Below are 14,598 nucleotides of genomic sequence, written 5' to 3'. Positions count from 1 at the left end.
CAGCCTAGGAGTGAAGGCACAAAGGGTTGCCGGAGGGAGACCCGTACAGTGCCTCCACCCATGGATGGTCAATGGCCAAAGGCACCCTGGCCCTGGTCCTTCATGCCCATCTCCCCTACGTCCGGAGCAGCGATCCGGGCTCTCTGGAGGAAGACTGGTACTTCCAGGCTCTGCTCGAGAGCTACCTGCCCCTGCTTGAGGTGCTGGAGGAGAGCCGGGATGATCCCGGCCAAAGCCCCTGCCTCAGCCTCGGGCTTTCCCCCACCCTGCTCAGCCTGATCAGCGACCCCGTGCTCAGTGCACGGTTCCCTGACTGGCTGGCCCAGCGCCTTCAGTTGCTCCGGCAGGCGCCCCCCGCTGAGGGGGGCGCCGCCGCGGCCCTGACCGACACCCTGGAGCGCACGCGCGAGGGCTGGATCGAGAGCGGCGGCCAGGTGCTGCATCGCTTCCAGCAGTTGCAGCGGGATGGGGTGCTCGACCTGCTCACCTGCGCCGCCACCCACGGCTACCTGCCACTGCTGCGCCACAGCCCTGAAGCCGTGCGGGCCCAGCTGATCAATGCCGTGCGTGAGCATCAGCGGTTGCTGGGGGTGCGGCCGCTCGGGATCTGGCTGCCGGAGTGCGCCTACTACGAAGGTCTTGACCTGCTCCTGCGGCAGTGCGGCCTGCGCTATGCCGTGCTCGACGCCCATGGCCTGCTGCACGCCCTGCCAAGGCCCCGCTACGGGGTTTACGCGCCGATCTGCTCCCCGGCGGGCATCGCCTTCTTCGCCCGCGATGGGGCTGCCACGCTGCCGGTCTGGTCGGCCTCGGAAGGCTTTCCAGGCGATGGCCACTACCGGGAATTTCACCGTGATCTGGGCTGGGACCTGCCCGAAGAGGAGCTGCGGGCCCATGGCATCCCCTCAGCCCGACCCCTGGGCCTGAAACTGCATCGGGTCAGCGGCCGGAACTGCCCCCTCGATCAGAAACAGCCGTACGACCCGGAGGCCGCCGCCGGGCGGACCGTGGAGCACGCCGCGACCTACCTGGCCGGCCGGAGCGAGGAACTGGCGGACCTGGCCAGGGCCATGGACCGTCCCCCTCTGCTGGTGGCCCCCTTCGATGCCGAGTTGTTCGGCCACTGGTGGTACGAGGGGCCCCGCTTCCTCGCCGAACTGTTCAGCCAGGGGCCCGCAGCGGGCGTGAGCTTTTCCAGCCTGCACAGCTCCCTCGAGGAGGGGAGGTCCCTGCAGATCTGCCGTCCCTCCCCTTCGAGCTGGGGCCAGGGGGGGTATCACCATTACTGGCTTCACCAGAGCAATGCCTGGGTGGTGCCGGAGTGGCACCGTGCCTCCGAAGCCATGGTGAAGCGGGTCAATGGCGGCGTGGCCGGCGAGCGCCAGCGTCGGCTGCTCCACCAGGCGGGACGGGAACTGCTGCTGGCCCAGAGCTCGGACTGGAGCTTCATCCTCCGGGCGGGGACCACCACAGAGCTGGCCCGGCAGCGGATCCACCGCCATCTGGATCGCTTCTGGCGGTTGATGCACGCCATCGACACCGGAGCGGAGCTGCCCGAAAGCTGGCTGGAGGCTCTCGAAGCCGACGATGGCCTCTTTCCCCAGCTGAACGCGGCGGACTGGGCCAGTGTCAGCCTGGCAAGGCCCTGCTGACCATCCTCCCCGACACGCGACGGCGCGATCAGCCCCACCAGGTTCTTCCTTGATCGCTTCCAGGAACAGCCACCTCAGCCCAGTTACGCTCCTCCACGACGACACCCCCTGGGCTGGCCATCCCCCCTCGGACTCCACCCCATGTATTCCCACCTGCTTGTCCCCATCGATGGATCCGAGGTCTCCCTCAGGGCCGTCCAGGGGGCTGTGGCCTTTGCCAAGGAAGTGGGCGCGCGGATCACCTTCCTCAATGCCCGGAGCATCCTGCCGGTGTCGATGGTGGGCACCGGGACCATGCTTGACGGGGGCACCCTCGAGCACCTCAGCCTGGTGGCCCGGGAGAACAGCGAACGGATCCTTGCGGAGGCCGAAGCCGTGGCGAACAGCGCCGGTGTCCCCTGCAGTGGCGAAGGGGTGGTCAACGATCTGCCCCACGAGGCGATCATCGAGGCTGCCCAGACCCATGGCTGCGATCTGATCTTCATGGCCTCCCACGGCCGCAGGGGGCTGAGTGGCCTCTTGCTGGGCAGCCAGACCCAGCGGGTGCTGATCCATGCGCCTCTGCCGGTTCTGGTGTTCCGCTGAGGGCCCGGGAGTCGGCTAACCGCGGAGGGCTCGCCAGAGCAGGGAAACTTCGCGTCCTTTCGGCTGCATCAACCCCCAGCGCACGTCGGCTGGAGCCAGGGCGAACAGACGCAGCATCGCCGCCACCAGCTCGCTCAGGCTGAGTGTGTTGGTGAGGAAGCCAAACCACTGCGGTTCAGGCAGGGCGAAGAACGTGCTGAAAAACTGCCTCAGCTCCTGCTCGGAGAAGCGCATCAGCTTCTCCAGACCGAACTGGTAGATCCCGTGCATGCGCACGAGCTCCGGAGTCCAGAGGGCAGCCCAGGCCGCTTCAGCCACCTGGGCGGCTGAACGATCGCCCCCGGCCAGGGCAGTGGCGATGGCGGCCGCCAGGCCGGGGGCACGGCGGAGCAAGGAGCCCACCAGGTAGCCCGAAGCGGGGTGAACCAGGCTGGCAGACCCTCCGAAACCCATCACCCGCTGGCGGAGATCGGGCAACGGCAGGTTCATCGGAAACAGGCACCGTTCTTCATGCTGGACATGGACCACGGCCACACCTCGGTGGGCCAGCCGCCGCCGGAGGCGATCTTCGAGCACCTCGATCGGTACCGGAGGGGCCAGCGCCAGCGAGGTTTCCTCCACAAAGAAGCGGCCTCCGCCCAGGTCCATGGCATACAGGAAGGTGGGAGGGGCCAAGCGCTCCTGCTCGCTCAGATGATCGCTGCGGTAATCCATCAACACGAACTGGCCGGGAGGCACCGGATCCGCCGAGAAGGTGCCCACAATCCCGTAGGCAGCCTGGGCGGCCACAGGTCCAAGGACCGGTCTCCGCACAAAGACCGGATCATGGCCGGTGGTGTCGATCACCAGCCGGGCCGTGAGAACGTCCCCGTCGTGGGTTGTCACCTGAGAGCCCCGCTCATCGTGGCTGAGCTCCGCCGCCAGACCACGGCGCCAGCTCATGCCTGCGCTGCGGCCCAGCCAGTGGCCCTGGAGCTTCTCGCGATCGAAGAGGCCGTAGTCGCGGCCGAGGCTCACCGGCTCAGCGCCGAAATAGCTCACACAGTTCGACCAGCGGTGCTCCAGCAGATGGGAGAGGTTGAGCTGATCCAGCTCGTCGGCCCAGATGCCATAGGTGTTCTGCCATGGGCTAGCGGGATCATCGGCCGCCAAACCCACCACCTTGAGGCCCAAGGGAACAAGCTCACTGGCGATAGCCAGCCCCGCCGGACCGGCGCCGAGCACCAGCACATCAGCGGCGATGGGAAACGTCAGGCGGACTCCGGCGATGGGGGCTGATCAACGGGCTCGCCGGATTCATCGACACTGGCGTCCTCCTCAGGAGCCGGGGGCACCAGCACCACTTCGCTGAGACGATCCCCGCTGTCGAGCTTCTGGAGGCGCACCCCGGTGGCAGCACGCGACTGCTGAGGAATCGCGTCGGCCTGCATGCGCACGATCACGCCCCGCTCGCTCACCAGCAGCAATTCCTCTCCGGGTCCCATCACCGTGAGCCCCACCAGCACGTCACCGTCGCGGCGGAACTTGATGGCCCGCAGGCCCAGGCCGGCCCGGCGCTGCAGGCGGAACTGGGTCACCGGCACGCGCTTGCCCAGCCCGCTGGCGGACGCCACCAGCACCCATGGGCCCTCGGCACTCTCGGTTGTCTCCGGCGTCTCCTCGTCATCGCCCGCGCTGGCGGAACTGCTGGCCACCTGATCAGCCAGCTCGGCCGGCAGCACGTCCATGCTCACCAGCTCATCGCCCGGTCGCAGGGCCATGGCGCGCACACCGCGGGCGGTCCGGCCCAGGGGCCTCAGTTCACCATCGGTGAGGCGGAAGTGGATCGTCATCCCCTTGAGCGAACCGATCAGCACACTGTCGCCAGGAAGGGCCAGCCGCGCCCAGCGCAGGGCGTCGCCGTCTTCGAGGCTGATGGCGATCAATCCGTTGGAGCGGATGTTGGCGAACGCCGAGAGACGGGTGCGCTTGATGTAGCCCCCGCTGGTGAGCATCAGCAACTGAACGTCGTCGTCGAAGGCACTCACCGCCACCAGGGAGGTGATCTGCTCCTCGCGGGGAATCGGCAGCAACTGCACCACGGGGGTGCCTTTGGCTCCCCGACTTCCCACCGGCACCCGGTAGGCGGGAACGGCATAGACCACGCCACGGTCGCTGAACAGCAGCAAGGTGTCGTGGTCGTTGCAGCTGATGAACAGCCTCACCGCCTCCTCACCCTGGCTTCGGGTTCCGGCCTTGCCACGGGTTCCGCGGCTGGTGGCCTCGAACTCGCTCACCGGCATGCGCTTGAGGTAGCCGTTCTCGGTGAGCAGCACCACCGAACGCTCGTTGGCGATCAGGTCAATGTCCTCGAGCCCTCCTTCGAGATCAAGAATTTCTGTCCGTCGCTCGGACGGATAACGATCACGCAGCTGATTCAGCTCTGATTGGATCAATCCAAGAACGCGCTCGCGCCGGCCGAGAATATCTTTGTAGTCGGCAATCTTGGCTACGAGATCCTCATGCTCCAGGCGGATCTTGTCGGCCTCGAGGGCCGTGAGCCGACGGAGTTGCATCTGCAGAATCGCATCAGCCTGAATCTCACTGAGGCCATGACGCTCCTGCAGCTGATGGCGGGCGGTGGCTGCATCAGCTGCCGCACGAATCAGGGCGATGATCGGATCGAGTTGTTCCAGCGCCAGCAGCAAGCCAAGAAGGATGTGATCCCGCTCTTCGGCCTTCCTAAGGAAGTACCGGGTACGCCGCTCGATCGTCTCGATGCGGAAATCGAGAAAGACCTGCAGCATGCGACGCAGGGTGAGCAGGAGAGGCTCGCCATTCACCAGCGCCAACATGTGGGCACTGAAGTTGCTCTGGAGGGGCGTGAGCTTGAACAGGTTGTTCAGCACTACCTGGGGATAGGCATCCCGACGCAGTTCAATCACGATCCGCATGCCATCGCGGTCGCTCTCGTCACGGATGTCGGAGATGCCGTCGAGCTTCTTGTCGTTCACCATCTCGGCGATACGCTCGATCAGCGCTGCCTTGTTGGTCTGGTAGGGAAGTTCGGTGATGATCACCGCATCGCGATCGGGCCGGCCTGGGATTTCCAGCGTTTCGATGGCGGCCACCCCGCGCATCGTCACAGATCCGCGGCCGGTGGTGTAAGTCTCACGGATGCCGCGACGGCCGAGGATCTGACCCCCGGTGGGAAAATCAGGACCGGGAATCAGGGCCATCAAGGCCCGGTCATCGATCTCGGGATCGGCGATCAGGGCCAGCAACCCGTTGATCAGTTCGGTGAGGTTGTGGGGCGGGATGTTGGTGGCCATGCCCACCGCGATGCCCGAGGAACCGTTCAGCAGCAGGTGAGGAACCCGCGCTGGCATCACCGTGGGTTCCTGCTGGGAGCCATCGAAGTTGTCGATGTAATCGACGGTTTCAGCTTCGATGTCTTCGAGCAGGCTGTCGGTGGTGAGGGCCTGCAACCGTGATTCGGTGTAGCGCATGGCAGCCGGTGGGTCGTTGTCCACCGAGCCGAAGTTGCCGTGGCCGTCGATCAGCGGCATCCGCATCGAGAAGTCCTGGGCCATGCGCACCAGGGCGTCATAGACAGCCGTATCACCGTGGGGATGGTATTTACCGAGCACCTCACCCACCACCCGGGCACATTTCCGGTAGGGGCGATCGCTGGTGAGGCCCAGTTCATACATCGCGTAGAGGATGCGGCGATGCACCGGCTTGAGGCCATCGCGGGCATCGGGCAGGGCCCGTCCCACGATCACGCTCATCGCGTACTCCAGGTAGGAGCGCGACATCTCATTGCGCAGGTCGGTCTGGATGATCCGTCCGTCGGATTCGCCGGGACCCGTTGGATCCGCCATCTCACACCACACTGCCGAAGGCCACGTTAAGCGAGGCTGGGGCCACCGTCTTCGGGCTGCTTGCGCCGATGGGCTCCGTCTCCCCCAGCCCCCGCAGCGAAACGCAGCTGATGGAGCGCCAGAGCAACGGTGACCTGGTGGTGCGCAGCGGAGCGGACTTCCGCGCCCTGGTGGCTGCCGAGGGGCTGGAGGCGGCCTACAAACGCACGGATGTGGTGGTGGCCGCCAACGCCGAGTTCACCGACCAGGCCACTCTTCAGCTCAGCCTTGGCCCCTGTGATCCGCCCATGCGCCTGCGCGAGGCGCGGCTGGATGGGGTCACGGCCCTTGGTGCGAGCGGCAGCGGGGGCCTGAGTCTGCCGATTGGGGGTGGGCTCTCCGATCCCGAGCAGCGGGGGGGCGCCCAGGTGCTGGGCAAGCTGCTCGCCGGCCTGGAGGTGGAACTGGTGGCCACGGGTGAAGGCACGACCCTGCATCCTCGCCGTGAACTCCAGACCCGCCTGCAGCTGGAGCGTCTCGGTGTGGCGCGCCTGCTGCTGCATCGCGCCATCAGCGAGAACGGCATCGTGGCGGTGAGCAGTGCCGAAGGGGTCACCCACAGCCCCTACGGTCCCCTGCTGGGCCCCTACGGCAGTGCCCTCTACAGCGGTGGTGGTTGTCGCAGCATCGGCCTGACCATGCCAGGCCTGAGCCTGCTGGGACCCGGTTCACCCGTGCTGGTGGGGGGGGCGATCGGTTGGGGGATCGGCGCCGGCGGCGGCCACCAGCCCCAGCTCCGGCGGCTGCCGAGCGGCCATGCCCGCGGGCCGGGGGCTGTGGCGGCGGTGAGGGTCGATCTGGCGGAGCTGAAGGCCGAGTGGATCCGCCCCTGCCACTTCGAGGGCCATGGCAGCGCCCTGCTGGTGGCCATTGCGGCGCCCGTTCCCCTGATCAGCCTGGCTGTGGCCCGTCAGGCAGCCTGCGGCGACGACCAGCTCGAGGCGCCCGTGCTGGATTTCTCGATCCCCCGCCGGATCCGACCGAGCTTCGGATTCGTTCCCTACAGCCAACTGCTCGCCGGCGAGATTCAGGTGGATGCCCGCCGCCTGCGCTGTGCGCCGGCCCACAGCCCTCGCCTCGCCGAGGAGATCAGCGCCGAACTGATCCAGCGGCTGCGCAATGGATCCTTTCCCCTGCGGCTTCCCCTGGTTCCCCTGAGCGATCGCCCAGGGCTGATTCCCCTGGAGGGCTGAGCCTGTCAGCGGCGGCAGGGACAAGCCAGGGGAATCGGCGTAAGCTCCACCGGCGGTTTTCGCGACAACCGATGGTTGAGTCCTCTTCTGCATTCCACGAGTCCGATCCAGACCAGGACCTGCCATCCCCGCCCCCCCTTGGTGATGAAGAGACGAGCACCGAGACCGGGCAGGAGCCCGTCTCCGCTGAGGTCGGCGTGGAGCCGGAGAAGCTGATCCCCATCGAGATCGAGGCCGAAACGGCACCAGCAGCCGAGCCTCAGCCCGAGCCGGAGTCGGAGCCCGACCCAGCTCCTGCCCAGGCGCCGCAGCCGTCGGCTGATCCAGCCGTGGCCACCACCCTGCACATCCCCGCCAGTGACGAGAGCGGCGAGGAAACTGGAGGCGGCGAGTGGGAGCTGCTCACCGGCAAGATCCGCACCTGGTTCGACAGTGGTGACTTCCAGAAGCAGCTGAAGCAGTACAGCTCCCCTCTGAAGCTTCTGGCAGGCTTTCTGGCCCTGCTGGTGGTGCTCAGGATCTACGCCGCCCTGCTGGGAGCGCTCGAAAGCCTCCCACTCGTGCCTGGGCTGCTGGAGCTGGCCGGGGTGATCTGGCTCAGCCGCTTCGCCCTCACCCGCCTGGTGCGCAGCAGCGACCGCCAGGCCCTGCTGGCGTCGTGGCAGGAGCGCTGGAACTCCTTCCGCGGCCAGAGCTGATCCCTGACCTGCAACGGTCCTGGAGGCGACCAGACCGGTTGATAGCTTGGCCCGACTGCAGAAACCCCAGTGGTGTCCATTCAGTTAGGCCGTTCCCGAACCGTTCGCCGCGCCTATGGGATCGATGAAATCGCCCTGGTTCCCGGTGGCCGCACCGTGGATCCTGAGGTAACCGACAGCCGCTGGACCATCGGCGGCATCGAGCGTGAGATTCCGATCATCGCCAGCGCCATGGATGGGGTGGTCGATGTGGCGATGGCGTTGGAACTCTCGCGGCTCGGGGCCCTGGGGGTGCTGAACCTGGAAGGGGTTCAATGCCGCTACGAGGATCCGAACCCGGTCCTTGATCGGATCGCAGCGGTAGGAAAGGAGGCGTTCGTGCCCCTGATGCAGGAGCTCTACGCCCAGCCGGTGCGCGAAGACCTGATCCGCCAGCGGATCGCCGCGATCAAAGCCGGCGGTGGCATCGCCGCCGTCAGTGCCACCCCCGCCGCGGCCCTGCGCTTTGGCAAGGCGGTGGCGGAAGCGGGAGCCGACCTCTTCTTCGTTCAGGCCACGGTGGTCTCCACCGACCACATCGGCCCGGCCGGGCGCGAGACGCTCGACCTGGCGGCCCTTTGCCGTGATCTGGGCATCCCTGTGGTGATCGGCAACTGCGTCACCTACGACGTGGCCCTCGAACTGATGCGAGCCGGAGCAGCTGCGGTGATGGTGGGCATCGGTCCCGGCGCCGCCTGCACCTCCCGGGGGGTGCTGGGCGTGGGCATCCCCCAGGCCACGGCCGTGGCCGATTGCGCCGCCGCCCGTGACGACCATGAGCGGGAGACCGGTCGGTATGTGCCGATCGTCGCCGACGGCGGCATTGTCACCGGCGGCGACATCTGCAAGTGCATCGCCTGCGGAGCCGATGCGGTGATGATCGGCTCCCCGATCGCCAGGGCCAGCGAAGCTCCCGGCCGTGGCTTCCACTGGGGGATGGCCACCCCCAGTCCGGTGCTGCCCCGGGGCACCAGGATCAGCGTGGGCACCACGGGCAGCCTCGAAAAGATCCTGCGCGGCCCGGCAGGGCTGGATGACGGCACCCAGAATCTGCTGGGCGCCCTGCGCACCTCGATGGGAACACTTGGCGCGCGCACCATCAGGGAGATGCAGCGGGTGGATGTGGTGGTGGCCCCATCCCTCCTCACCGAGGGCAAGGTCTACCAGAAAGCCCAGCAGCTGGGCATGGGCAAGTAACCCCCTGCCCAAGGCCGCTTCTTCCCGCCCCGGAACGACGGATTCCCGGCAGAGACGGGCGTTAACCTCAAGGTGTGGGGGCCACGGCTCACACACTCCTCACACCAACCCGCCCGGCGCGTCCGGGCATTTTGTCTTCCTACGGTCGCTCGCTGGTGATGGGGGAAACCGGAGCCTCATTGCTAGATTCCGGATACCTTGTCCCCTCCCTCAGATGTCCAGCGCCACTGCCGTCACCGATGCTTCCTTTGAGCTGGATGTGCTCAAAAGTGACGTGCCCGTGCTGGTCGATTTCTGGGCCCCCTGGTGCGGTCCCTGCCGCATGGTGGCCCCGATCGTCGATGAGATCGCCAAGGAATTCGAGGGCAAGCTGAAGGTCTACAAGCTCAACACCGACGAGAACCCCAACGTCGCCAGCCAGTACGGCATCCGCAGCATCCCCACCCTGATGATCTTCAAGGGAGGTCAGAAGGTGGACACCGTGGTGGGCGCCGTTCCCAAGAACACCCTTTCCGGCACGATTGCCAAATACCTCTGAGCAGCACCTCCGCTCCCGCAGCCTCCTCTCCAGAGCTGATGCATCCGGCGCAGGAGCCACCCGGGCATTTGCTGGTTGATCACCCCCATCGCCTCCTGATCGAGCGATCGCTCGACTCGATTCTGGAGATGGCCAGGATCGCCGACGCCACCGAGGACTGGCGACTGATATCCGGTGCCATCAGCGACCTCCACGCAGCCTTGGCCACCTTTCATGCGCACCGCACCACCCGCAAGGTGGCCGTGTTCGGGTCCGCCCGCAGCCTGCCGGAGAGTCCCACCTACGCCCTGGCAGAGGCCGTCGGCCGTGAAGCGATGGCGGCGGGATTCGACGTGATCACCGGCGCCGGCGGTGGAGTGATGGAAGCGGCCAACCTGGGAGCTGGATCCGATCACAGCTTCGGCCTCAACATTCAACTGCCCTTCGAGCAGGAGCCCAATCCCTATGTTGCGGGGGCCGGTGATCGCCTGGTCCATTTCCGCTACTTCTTCACGCGCAAACTTTTCTTTCTGCGCGAGAGCGATGCCCTGGTGGTGCTTCCTGGCGGCTTCGGCACCCTCGATGAATTCTTCGAGGCACTCACACTGATCCAGACGGGACGCACGGCTCCGATTCCGGTGGTTCTGCTCGCCCCCCCGGGCCAGCAGGTCTGGCAGCGCTGGCATCGGGACCTGCTCGCTGGGCTGGCCCGCGAAGGGCTGATCGGTCCCGACGATGGGGAGCTGATCAGCCGCGCCCGCAGCGCCAGAGAGGCGATCGATCAGATCCGCTTCTTCTACAGGGTGTTCCACACCACCAGGGTCAGCGACGACGGTCTGGAGCTGCTGCTGCACGTCCCCCTCGAAGAGCGCGATCTGCAGGCCATCCGCGCCGACTTCCAGGATCTGCTGCGCAGCGGCGACTTCGTGCCAGGGGAAAGCTGCGACGACAATGACCGACTGCGGCCCTGTCTGCGCTTCGACTTCGATCAACGGCGGGTGGGCCGTCTCTACCGGCTGATCGCCACCATCAACGCCCTCGATCTGCCCCGCTCCGAAGATCTTCTTCACCCGGAGCAACGCCTCTGCCTGGAACCGCAGCCATGAGGGGCCCGATCGGACTGATCGACTACGGCATGGGCAACCTGCACTCCGTGGCCCGGGCCGTGGAGCGCCTCGGGGCCGATCTGATTCCCGTGGAGAATGCCGGGGCCATGGACGCCTGCTCCGCCCTGATTCTGCCGGGGGTGGGATCCTTCGATCCGGCGATGGAGCGCCTGAGCCAGGCGGGTCTGGTGGATCCACTGCGAGCCTGGAGCCACAAGGGACGCCCCCTGCTGGGCATCTGCCTGGGGTTGCAACTGCTGTTCGAGGGCAGCGAAGAAGGGGAAGCCCCGGGTCTCGGTCTGTTCAGGGGCACCGTGCGGGCCCTGCCATCCTCTCCTGGCCATCCGATCCCCCACATGGGCTGGGCCCCCTTGATTCCCACCAACCCCAGTCCCTTGCTGCCTGAGGGGCATCCGCCGGCCTGGGTCTATTTCGTGCACTCCTATGCCGCTGCTCCCGACGACCCGGCCTGCAGCACCGCCGACGTCCTCTTCGCCGATCGAGCCGTCACCGCGGCCGTCTGGCAGGACAACCTGGCGGCCTGCCAGTTTCACCCCGAGAAATCCGGCCCCCAGGGGCAGCGCATGCTCGGGCGCTGGCTCCGCTGGCTCGAGCAGGGCGGGGCGTGAGTCTGCGGCTCAGTGGCGGGCGCCGATTGCTCAGCCCAGCGGGGCAGGGCACACGCCCCACCACCTCCAGGGTGCGCCTGGCGGTGCTGAACCTGCTGGCCGGTGAACTGAGCGGCTGCAGCTGGCTCGACCTCTTCTGCGGCAGCGGAGTGATGGGCTGCGAAGCCCTGCAACGGGGTGCCCAGCGGGTGGTCGCCATCGATCACGACAGGACAACCCTCAGCATCGCCCGGCGCAATCTCGAAGCCGTCCAGGCGGGGTTGAATCCGGCCAGCGACGTGCGGGTGATCAAGGCCGAACTTCCACTGTGGCTGTGCCGCAGCCCCCGGCAGCAACTGGGGGACGCGGCGGATGGAGGTTTCGATCTGATCTACACCGATCCGCCCTATGGCACCGGCCTCTATGAACCGATTGCCACGGCGGTTGCAGCTGGCGGTTGGCTGGCGGAAGGAGGACGCCTGGTGTGGGAGTGCTCCAGCGAGGCCTACCCGCAAGTACCACACGGCTGGAGAATGACCGACAGGAGGCGCTACGGCAGCTGCGGTCTGATGCTCCTGGAACCGGGGGCCTGATTCAGCCGCCCAGGGCGCTGCCACGCCGGTACTGGTTCCAGGCCGCCACGAACAGGCCCACCAGGGTGATCGGGATCAGGCCCAGGACGATGCCGCAGAGCAGAGGTTCGATCATCGGGAGCCGGAAGTTGTGCCTGACGCAATTCTCCCATGGCCAAGGCAGGCTGGGGGAGTCTTCCGAGTGATCCGTGACCGGCGATCCTTCCACCATCCTGGAGACCAGCCCGGCACCGGTTCAGCGCCAGGGGCTGGTCACCGCCCTGGTGCTGCTGGCCGCGGCCGCCTGCATCCTGCTGCTGTTGCTGGTCCTGCCGGCAGCACGCAGCGATCCCTACACCCGCCGAACCCTTGAGCTCACAGGCTCGAGCGAGAACGGTGGTCGTCTTTTTCGGATGAACTGCGCCGGCTGCCATGGCATCGCCGCCCAGGGGCTGGTGGGACCCGGCCTGCACGGGGTCAGCCAGCGGCGCAGCGACCGGCAGTTGATCCACCAGGTGGTCAGCGGCCGCACGCCCCCGATGCCCCGGTTCCAACCCGAACCTCAGGCCATGGCCGACCTGCTGGCCCATCTTCACAGCCTTGAGTGAGCGGCGGCGTCCCTGGCCCGGCACGGACCCCCCCGTCACGCCCTCTGGCTCTGGTTCTGGTCGAACCTGCCGGGCCGCTGAACGTGGGCAGCGTGGCCAGGCTCTGCGCCAACTTCGGCGTGCGGGATCTGCGGCTGGTGGCTCCTCGCTGTGATCACCTCAGCGAGGAATCCCGGCGCATGGCCGTCCATGGCGGAGCCCTGCTGGAGCAGGCCGGGCTCTATCCGGATCTGGCGGCGGCCATTGCCGATCGCACCAGGGTGGTGGCCGCCAGTGGGCGGGTGGACTCGGAGGCGGTGCCGATCATGGGCCCCGCGGACGCCCTGCCCTGGCTGCTGGAGCCCGCGCCGGGCTCCGGCTGGGAGGTGAGCTCCGGTGGCCCGGCGCTGGTCTTCGGGAGGGAGAACCGGGGCCTGAGCACCGACGAGCTGCTCCAGGCCGGGCGCATCGTGCGACTCGGCACCGATGACGGCTACCCCTCCCTCAACCTCTCGCACGCTGTGGCCATCAGCCTGCACGCGTTGCACGGCTTCCAGCAGGGCCTTGAACAGGGGCATCCGGGTGGATCGCCCGCCGTGGCCTGGCCCGAACCCGCTGAGCGGAACGTGCTCGAGGCGGCCCTGGCCGACGCCGAGGAGTTGTTGCTGGAGGTGGGTTTTCTTCTGCCCCACACGGCCCACGCCCGGATGGCCAAGCTGCGCGCCTTACTGCAGCGCGGCCAGATCAGCAGCGACGAGGTGGCCCTGGTCCGGGGAATGGTCCGTCAGTTGCGCTGGGCCAGCCAACGGAGAACCCCCTAAGGTCCTGCCATCTTCGTCGCCTCGGCTGCATCGTGCCTTCGGGTCGCTCCCCCCGTTCCGGCTCCCCCGGCTGGCTTCAACCCATCGCCCTTGTCCTGCGCCTGCTGGTGATGGGACTTGGCCTCGGGGTGCTCACCGGCACGGTCCTCAAACAACTGGCCCCCAGGCTCGCCCAGGGGGCGATGGATGCTCCCAAGGCCAGCAGTGCCAGCTCACCGGTTCCCACCCCAAGGGGCGGACTGGCGAACGGCCGCTTCGAGCCCCGCGTTGAGCTCACCAAACTCAGCCAGCGCTGGAAGACCCTGGCGGCCCAGCAGAAGGACCTGAAGGCGGGTGGGTTCCTCTTGGTGCTGGATGACGGCCGTTACGCCCAGCTCAATCCCGACACCCCCCTGCCGGCGGCGAGCTCGATCAAGACCCCGATCCTGCTGGCGGCCCTTGACGACCTCGATGCCGGCAAGCTGCGCTGGAACGAACCCCTGCCGCTCACCAAGGAGGTGATCGGCGGGGGGGCCGGATGGATGGCCAGCCGCCCCGTGGGCACGCGCTTCCCCTTTTATGAGGCCGCCACCGAGATGATCCGGGTGAGCGACAACAGCGCCACGAACCTCCTGATCAAGCGGCTGGGGGGCAAAGCCGCCACCAACGCCCACTTCCAGGCCCTGGGCCTGCCGGCCACGGTGGTGAACAACTGGCTCCCTGATCTCGAGGGGACCAACACCACCAGCCCCCGGGATCTGGCCCGCTCGATCGCCCTGGTGGACACGGGTGAAAAGCTCAGCCCCCGTGCCCGGGACCATTTCCGCACGATCATGGGGACCTCCCGCACCAACACCCTGCTGCCGGCGGGGCTGCTCAAGGGGCTTGGGGCATCGTCGGGTGACACGGACAGCGAGCTGATGGCCCGTGGTCTGACCGTGCTCAACAAGACCGGTGATATCGGCATCGCCTATTCCGACGCGGCTCTGATCGAACTCCCCGACGGCAAGCGGGCCGTGGCAGGGTTCATGGTCAAGGGTCCGTTCAATGACCCCCGCTCCACCAACCTGATCAGGGCCATGGCCGCCGCTGTGAGCGAAACCCTCGTCGGCCGCAACCAACCATCCCCCAATCCCCGCTGA

The 14,598-nt window shown here is 67.2% G+C and carries 15 protein-coding genes; 12 read left to right on the top strand and 3 right to left on the bottom strand.

Annotated elements, in window-relative coordinates; all coding sequences use genetic code 11:
• Positions 1–71 precede the first annotated feature (71 nt).
• Complete coding sequence (locus FPZ61_RS12700; RefSeq protein WP_185466952.1) at positions 72–1,652, top strand: glycoside hydrolase family 57 protein; 1,581 nt, start codon at positions 72–74, stop codon at positions 1,650–1,652.
• Between the two features lie 141 nt (positions 1,653–1,793).
• A complete protein-coding gene (locus tag FPZ61_RS12695; RefSeq protein ID WP_185466951.1) occupies positions 1,794–2,237 on the top strand; it encodes a universal stress protein in 444 nt (147 codons plus the stop codon).
• A 15-nt stretch (positions 2,238–2,252) separates the two neighbouring features.
• On the opposite strand, the gene crtL is transcribed toward FPZ61_RS12695, so the two are convergent.
• Positions 2,253–3,479, bottom strand: a complete 1,227-nt coding sequence (gene crtL, locus FPZ61_RS12690; RefSeq protein ID WP_185466984.1) for a lycopene beta cyclase — start codon at positions 3,477–3,479, stop codon at positions 2,253–2,255.
• 8 nt (positions 3,480–3,487) lie between these two features.
• The gene (gene gyrA / locus FPZ61_RS12685; RefSeq protein WP_185466950.1) at positions 3,488–6,100 is read right to left on the bottom strand and encodes a DNA gyrase subunit A; all 2,613 of its coding nucleotides are present in this window, start codon (positions 6,098–6,100) and stop codon (positions 3,488–3,490) included.
• 68 nt (positions 6,101–6,168) lie between these two features.
• Between gyrA and FPZ61_RS12680 the strand changes: the two genes are divergently transcribed.
• The 7 genes from FPZ61_RS12680 (at position 6,169) to rsmD (ending at position 12,090) form a co-directional block, all read left to right on the top strand.
• Complete coding sequence (locus FPZ61_RS12680) at positions 6,169–7,332, top strand: homocysteine biosynthesis protein (protein WP_185474856.1); 1,164 nt, start codon at positions 6,169–6,171, stop codon at positions 7,330–7,332.
• Positions 7,333–7,403: 71 nt separating this feature from the next.
• Positions 7,404–8,030, top strand: coding sequence for a CAAD domain-containing protein (locus FPZ61_RS12675; protein ID WP_185466948.1), 627 nt, complete (start codon positions 7,404–7,406; stop codon positions 8,028–8,030).
• A gap of 72 nt (positions 8,031–8,102) precedes the next feature.
• Complete coding sequence (locus FPZ61_RS12670) at positions 8,103–9,266, top strand: GuaB3 family IMP dehydrogenase-related protein (protein WP_185466947.1); 1,164 nt, start codon at positions 8,103–8,105, stop codon at positions 9,264–9,266.
• Positions 9,267–9,480: 214 nt separating this feature from the next.
• Positions 9,481–9,804: a thioredoxin gene (gene trxA / locus FPZ61_RS12665; protein WP_006170349.1), complete on the top strand. Its 324-nt coding sequence runs from the start codon at positions 9,481–9,483 to the stop codon at positions 9,802–9,804.
• A gap of 38 nt (positions 9,805–9,842) precedes the next feature.
• Positions 9,843–10,889 (top strand): LOG family protein, encoded by a 1,047-nt coding sequence (locus FPZ61_RS12660; protein WP_185466946.1) that lies wholly within the window; start codon positions 9,843–9,845, stop codon positions 10,887–10,889.
• Positions 10,886–11,518 carry an imidazole glycerol phosphate synthase subunit HisH gene (gene hisH / locus FPZ61_RS12655; RefSeq protein WP_185466945.1) on the top strand — a complete coding sequence of 211 codons (633 nt, stop codon included), beginning with the start codon at positions 10,886–10,888 and terminating at the stop codon, positions 11,516–11,518. The genes FPZ61_RS12660 and hisH overlap by 4 nt, the downstream gene beginning before the upstream one ends.
• Positions 11,515–12,090: a 16S rRNA (guanine(966)-N(2))-methyltransferase RsmD gene (gene rsmD, locus FPZ61_RS12650; protein WP_185466944.1), complete on the top strand. Its 576-nt coding sequence runs from the start codon at positions 11,515–11,517 to the stop codon at positions 12,088–12,090. Before hisH ends, rsmD begins: the two co-directional genes overlap by 4 nt.
• A gap of 1 nt (position 12,091) precedes the next feature.
• Here the strand turns inward: rsmD and petG are convergent, their stop codons facing one another.
• Complete coding sequence (gene petG / locus FPZ61_RS12645; RefSeq protein ID WP_006170345.1) at positions 12,092–12,205, bottom strand: cytochrome b6-f complex subunit V; 114 nt, start codon at positions 12,203–12,205, stop codon at positions 12,092–12,094.
• A gap of 73 nt (positions 12,206–12,278) precedes the next feature.
• Here petG and FPZ61_RS12640 point away from each other — a divergent pair, with 73 nt between their 5' ends.
• Genes FPZ61_RS12640 through FPZ61_RS12630 form a run of 3 tightly spaced genes read left to right on the top strand, consistent with a single transcriptional unit; the run spans position 12,279 to position 14,598 of the window.
• Complete coding sequence (locus tag FPZ61_RS12640) at positions 12,279–12,677, top strand: cytochrome c (RefSeq protein WP_185466943.1); 399 nt, start codon at positions 12,279–12,281, stop codon at positions 12,675–12,677.
• A gap of 44 nt (positions 12,678–12,721) precedes the next feature.
• Complete coding sequence (locus FPZ61_RS12635; protein ID WP_185466983.1) at positions 12,722–13,477, top strand: RNA methyltransferase; 756 nt, start codon at positions 12,722–12,724, stop codon at positions 13,475–13,477.
• Positions 13,478–13,509: 32 nt separating this feature from the next.
• Positions 13,510–14,598 (top strand): serine hydrolase, encoded by a 1,089-nt coding sequence (locus FPZ61_RS12630; RefSeq protein ID WP_185466942.1) that lies wholly within the window; start codon positions 13,510–13,512, stop codon positions 14,596–14,598.

The organism is Synechococcus sp. BSA11S (assembly GCF_014224355.1).
Lineage (GTDB): Bacteria > Cyanobacteriota > Cyanobacteriia > PCC-6307 > Cyanobiaceae > Regnicoccus_A.
Note: the sequence above shows the minus strand (reverse complement) of the source record. Positions and strands in the feature narration are given on the sequence as shown.

Excerpts from the sequence above, each read along its gene's own strand:
- gyrA (WP_185466950.1), bottom strand. The coding sequence starts at position 6,100 with ATGGCGGATCCAACGGGTCCCGGCGAATCCGACGGACGGATCATCCAG.
- FPZ61_RS12660 (WP_185466946.1), top strand. The coding sequence starts at position 9,843 with ATGCATCCGGCGCAGGAGCCACCCGGGCATTTGCTGGTTGATCACCCC.
- FPZ61_RS12700 (WP_185466952.1), top strand. The coding sequence starts at position 72 with ATGGCCAAAGGCACCCTGGCCCTGGTCCTTCATGCCCATCTCCCCTAC.
- hisH (WP_185466945.1), top strand. The coding sequence starts at position 10,886 with ATGAGGGGCCCGATCGGACTGATCGACTACGGCATGGGCAACCTGCAC.
- FPZ61_RS12675 (WP_185466948.1), top strand. The coding sequence starts at position 7,404 with ATGGTTGAGTCCTCTTCTGCATTCCACGAGTCCGATCCAGACCAGGAC.
- trxA (WP_006170349.1), top strand. The coding sequence starts at position 9,481 with ATGTCCAGCGCCACTGCCGTCACCGATGCTTCCTTTGAGCTGGATGTG.
- FPZ61_RS12695 (WP_185466951.1), top strand. The coding sequence starts at position 1,794 with ATGTATTCCCACCTGCTTGTCCCCATCGATGGATCCGAGGTCTCCCTC.
- FPZ61_RS12680 (WP_185474856.1), top strand. The coding sequence starts at position 6,169 with ATGGGCTCCGTCTCCCCCAGCCCCCGCAGCGAAACGCAGCTGATGGAG.
- petG (WP_006170345.1), bottom strand. The coding sequence starts at position 12,205 with ATGATCGAACCTCTGCTCTGCGGCATCGTCCTGGGCCTGATCCCGATC.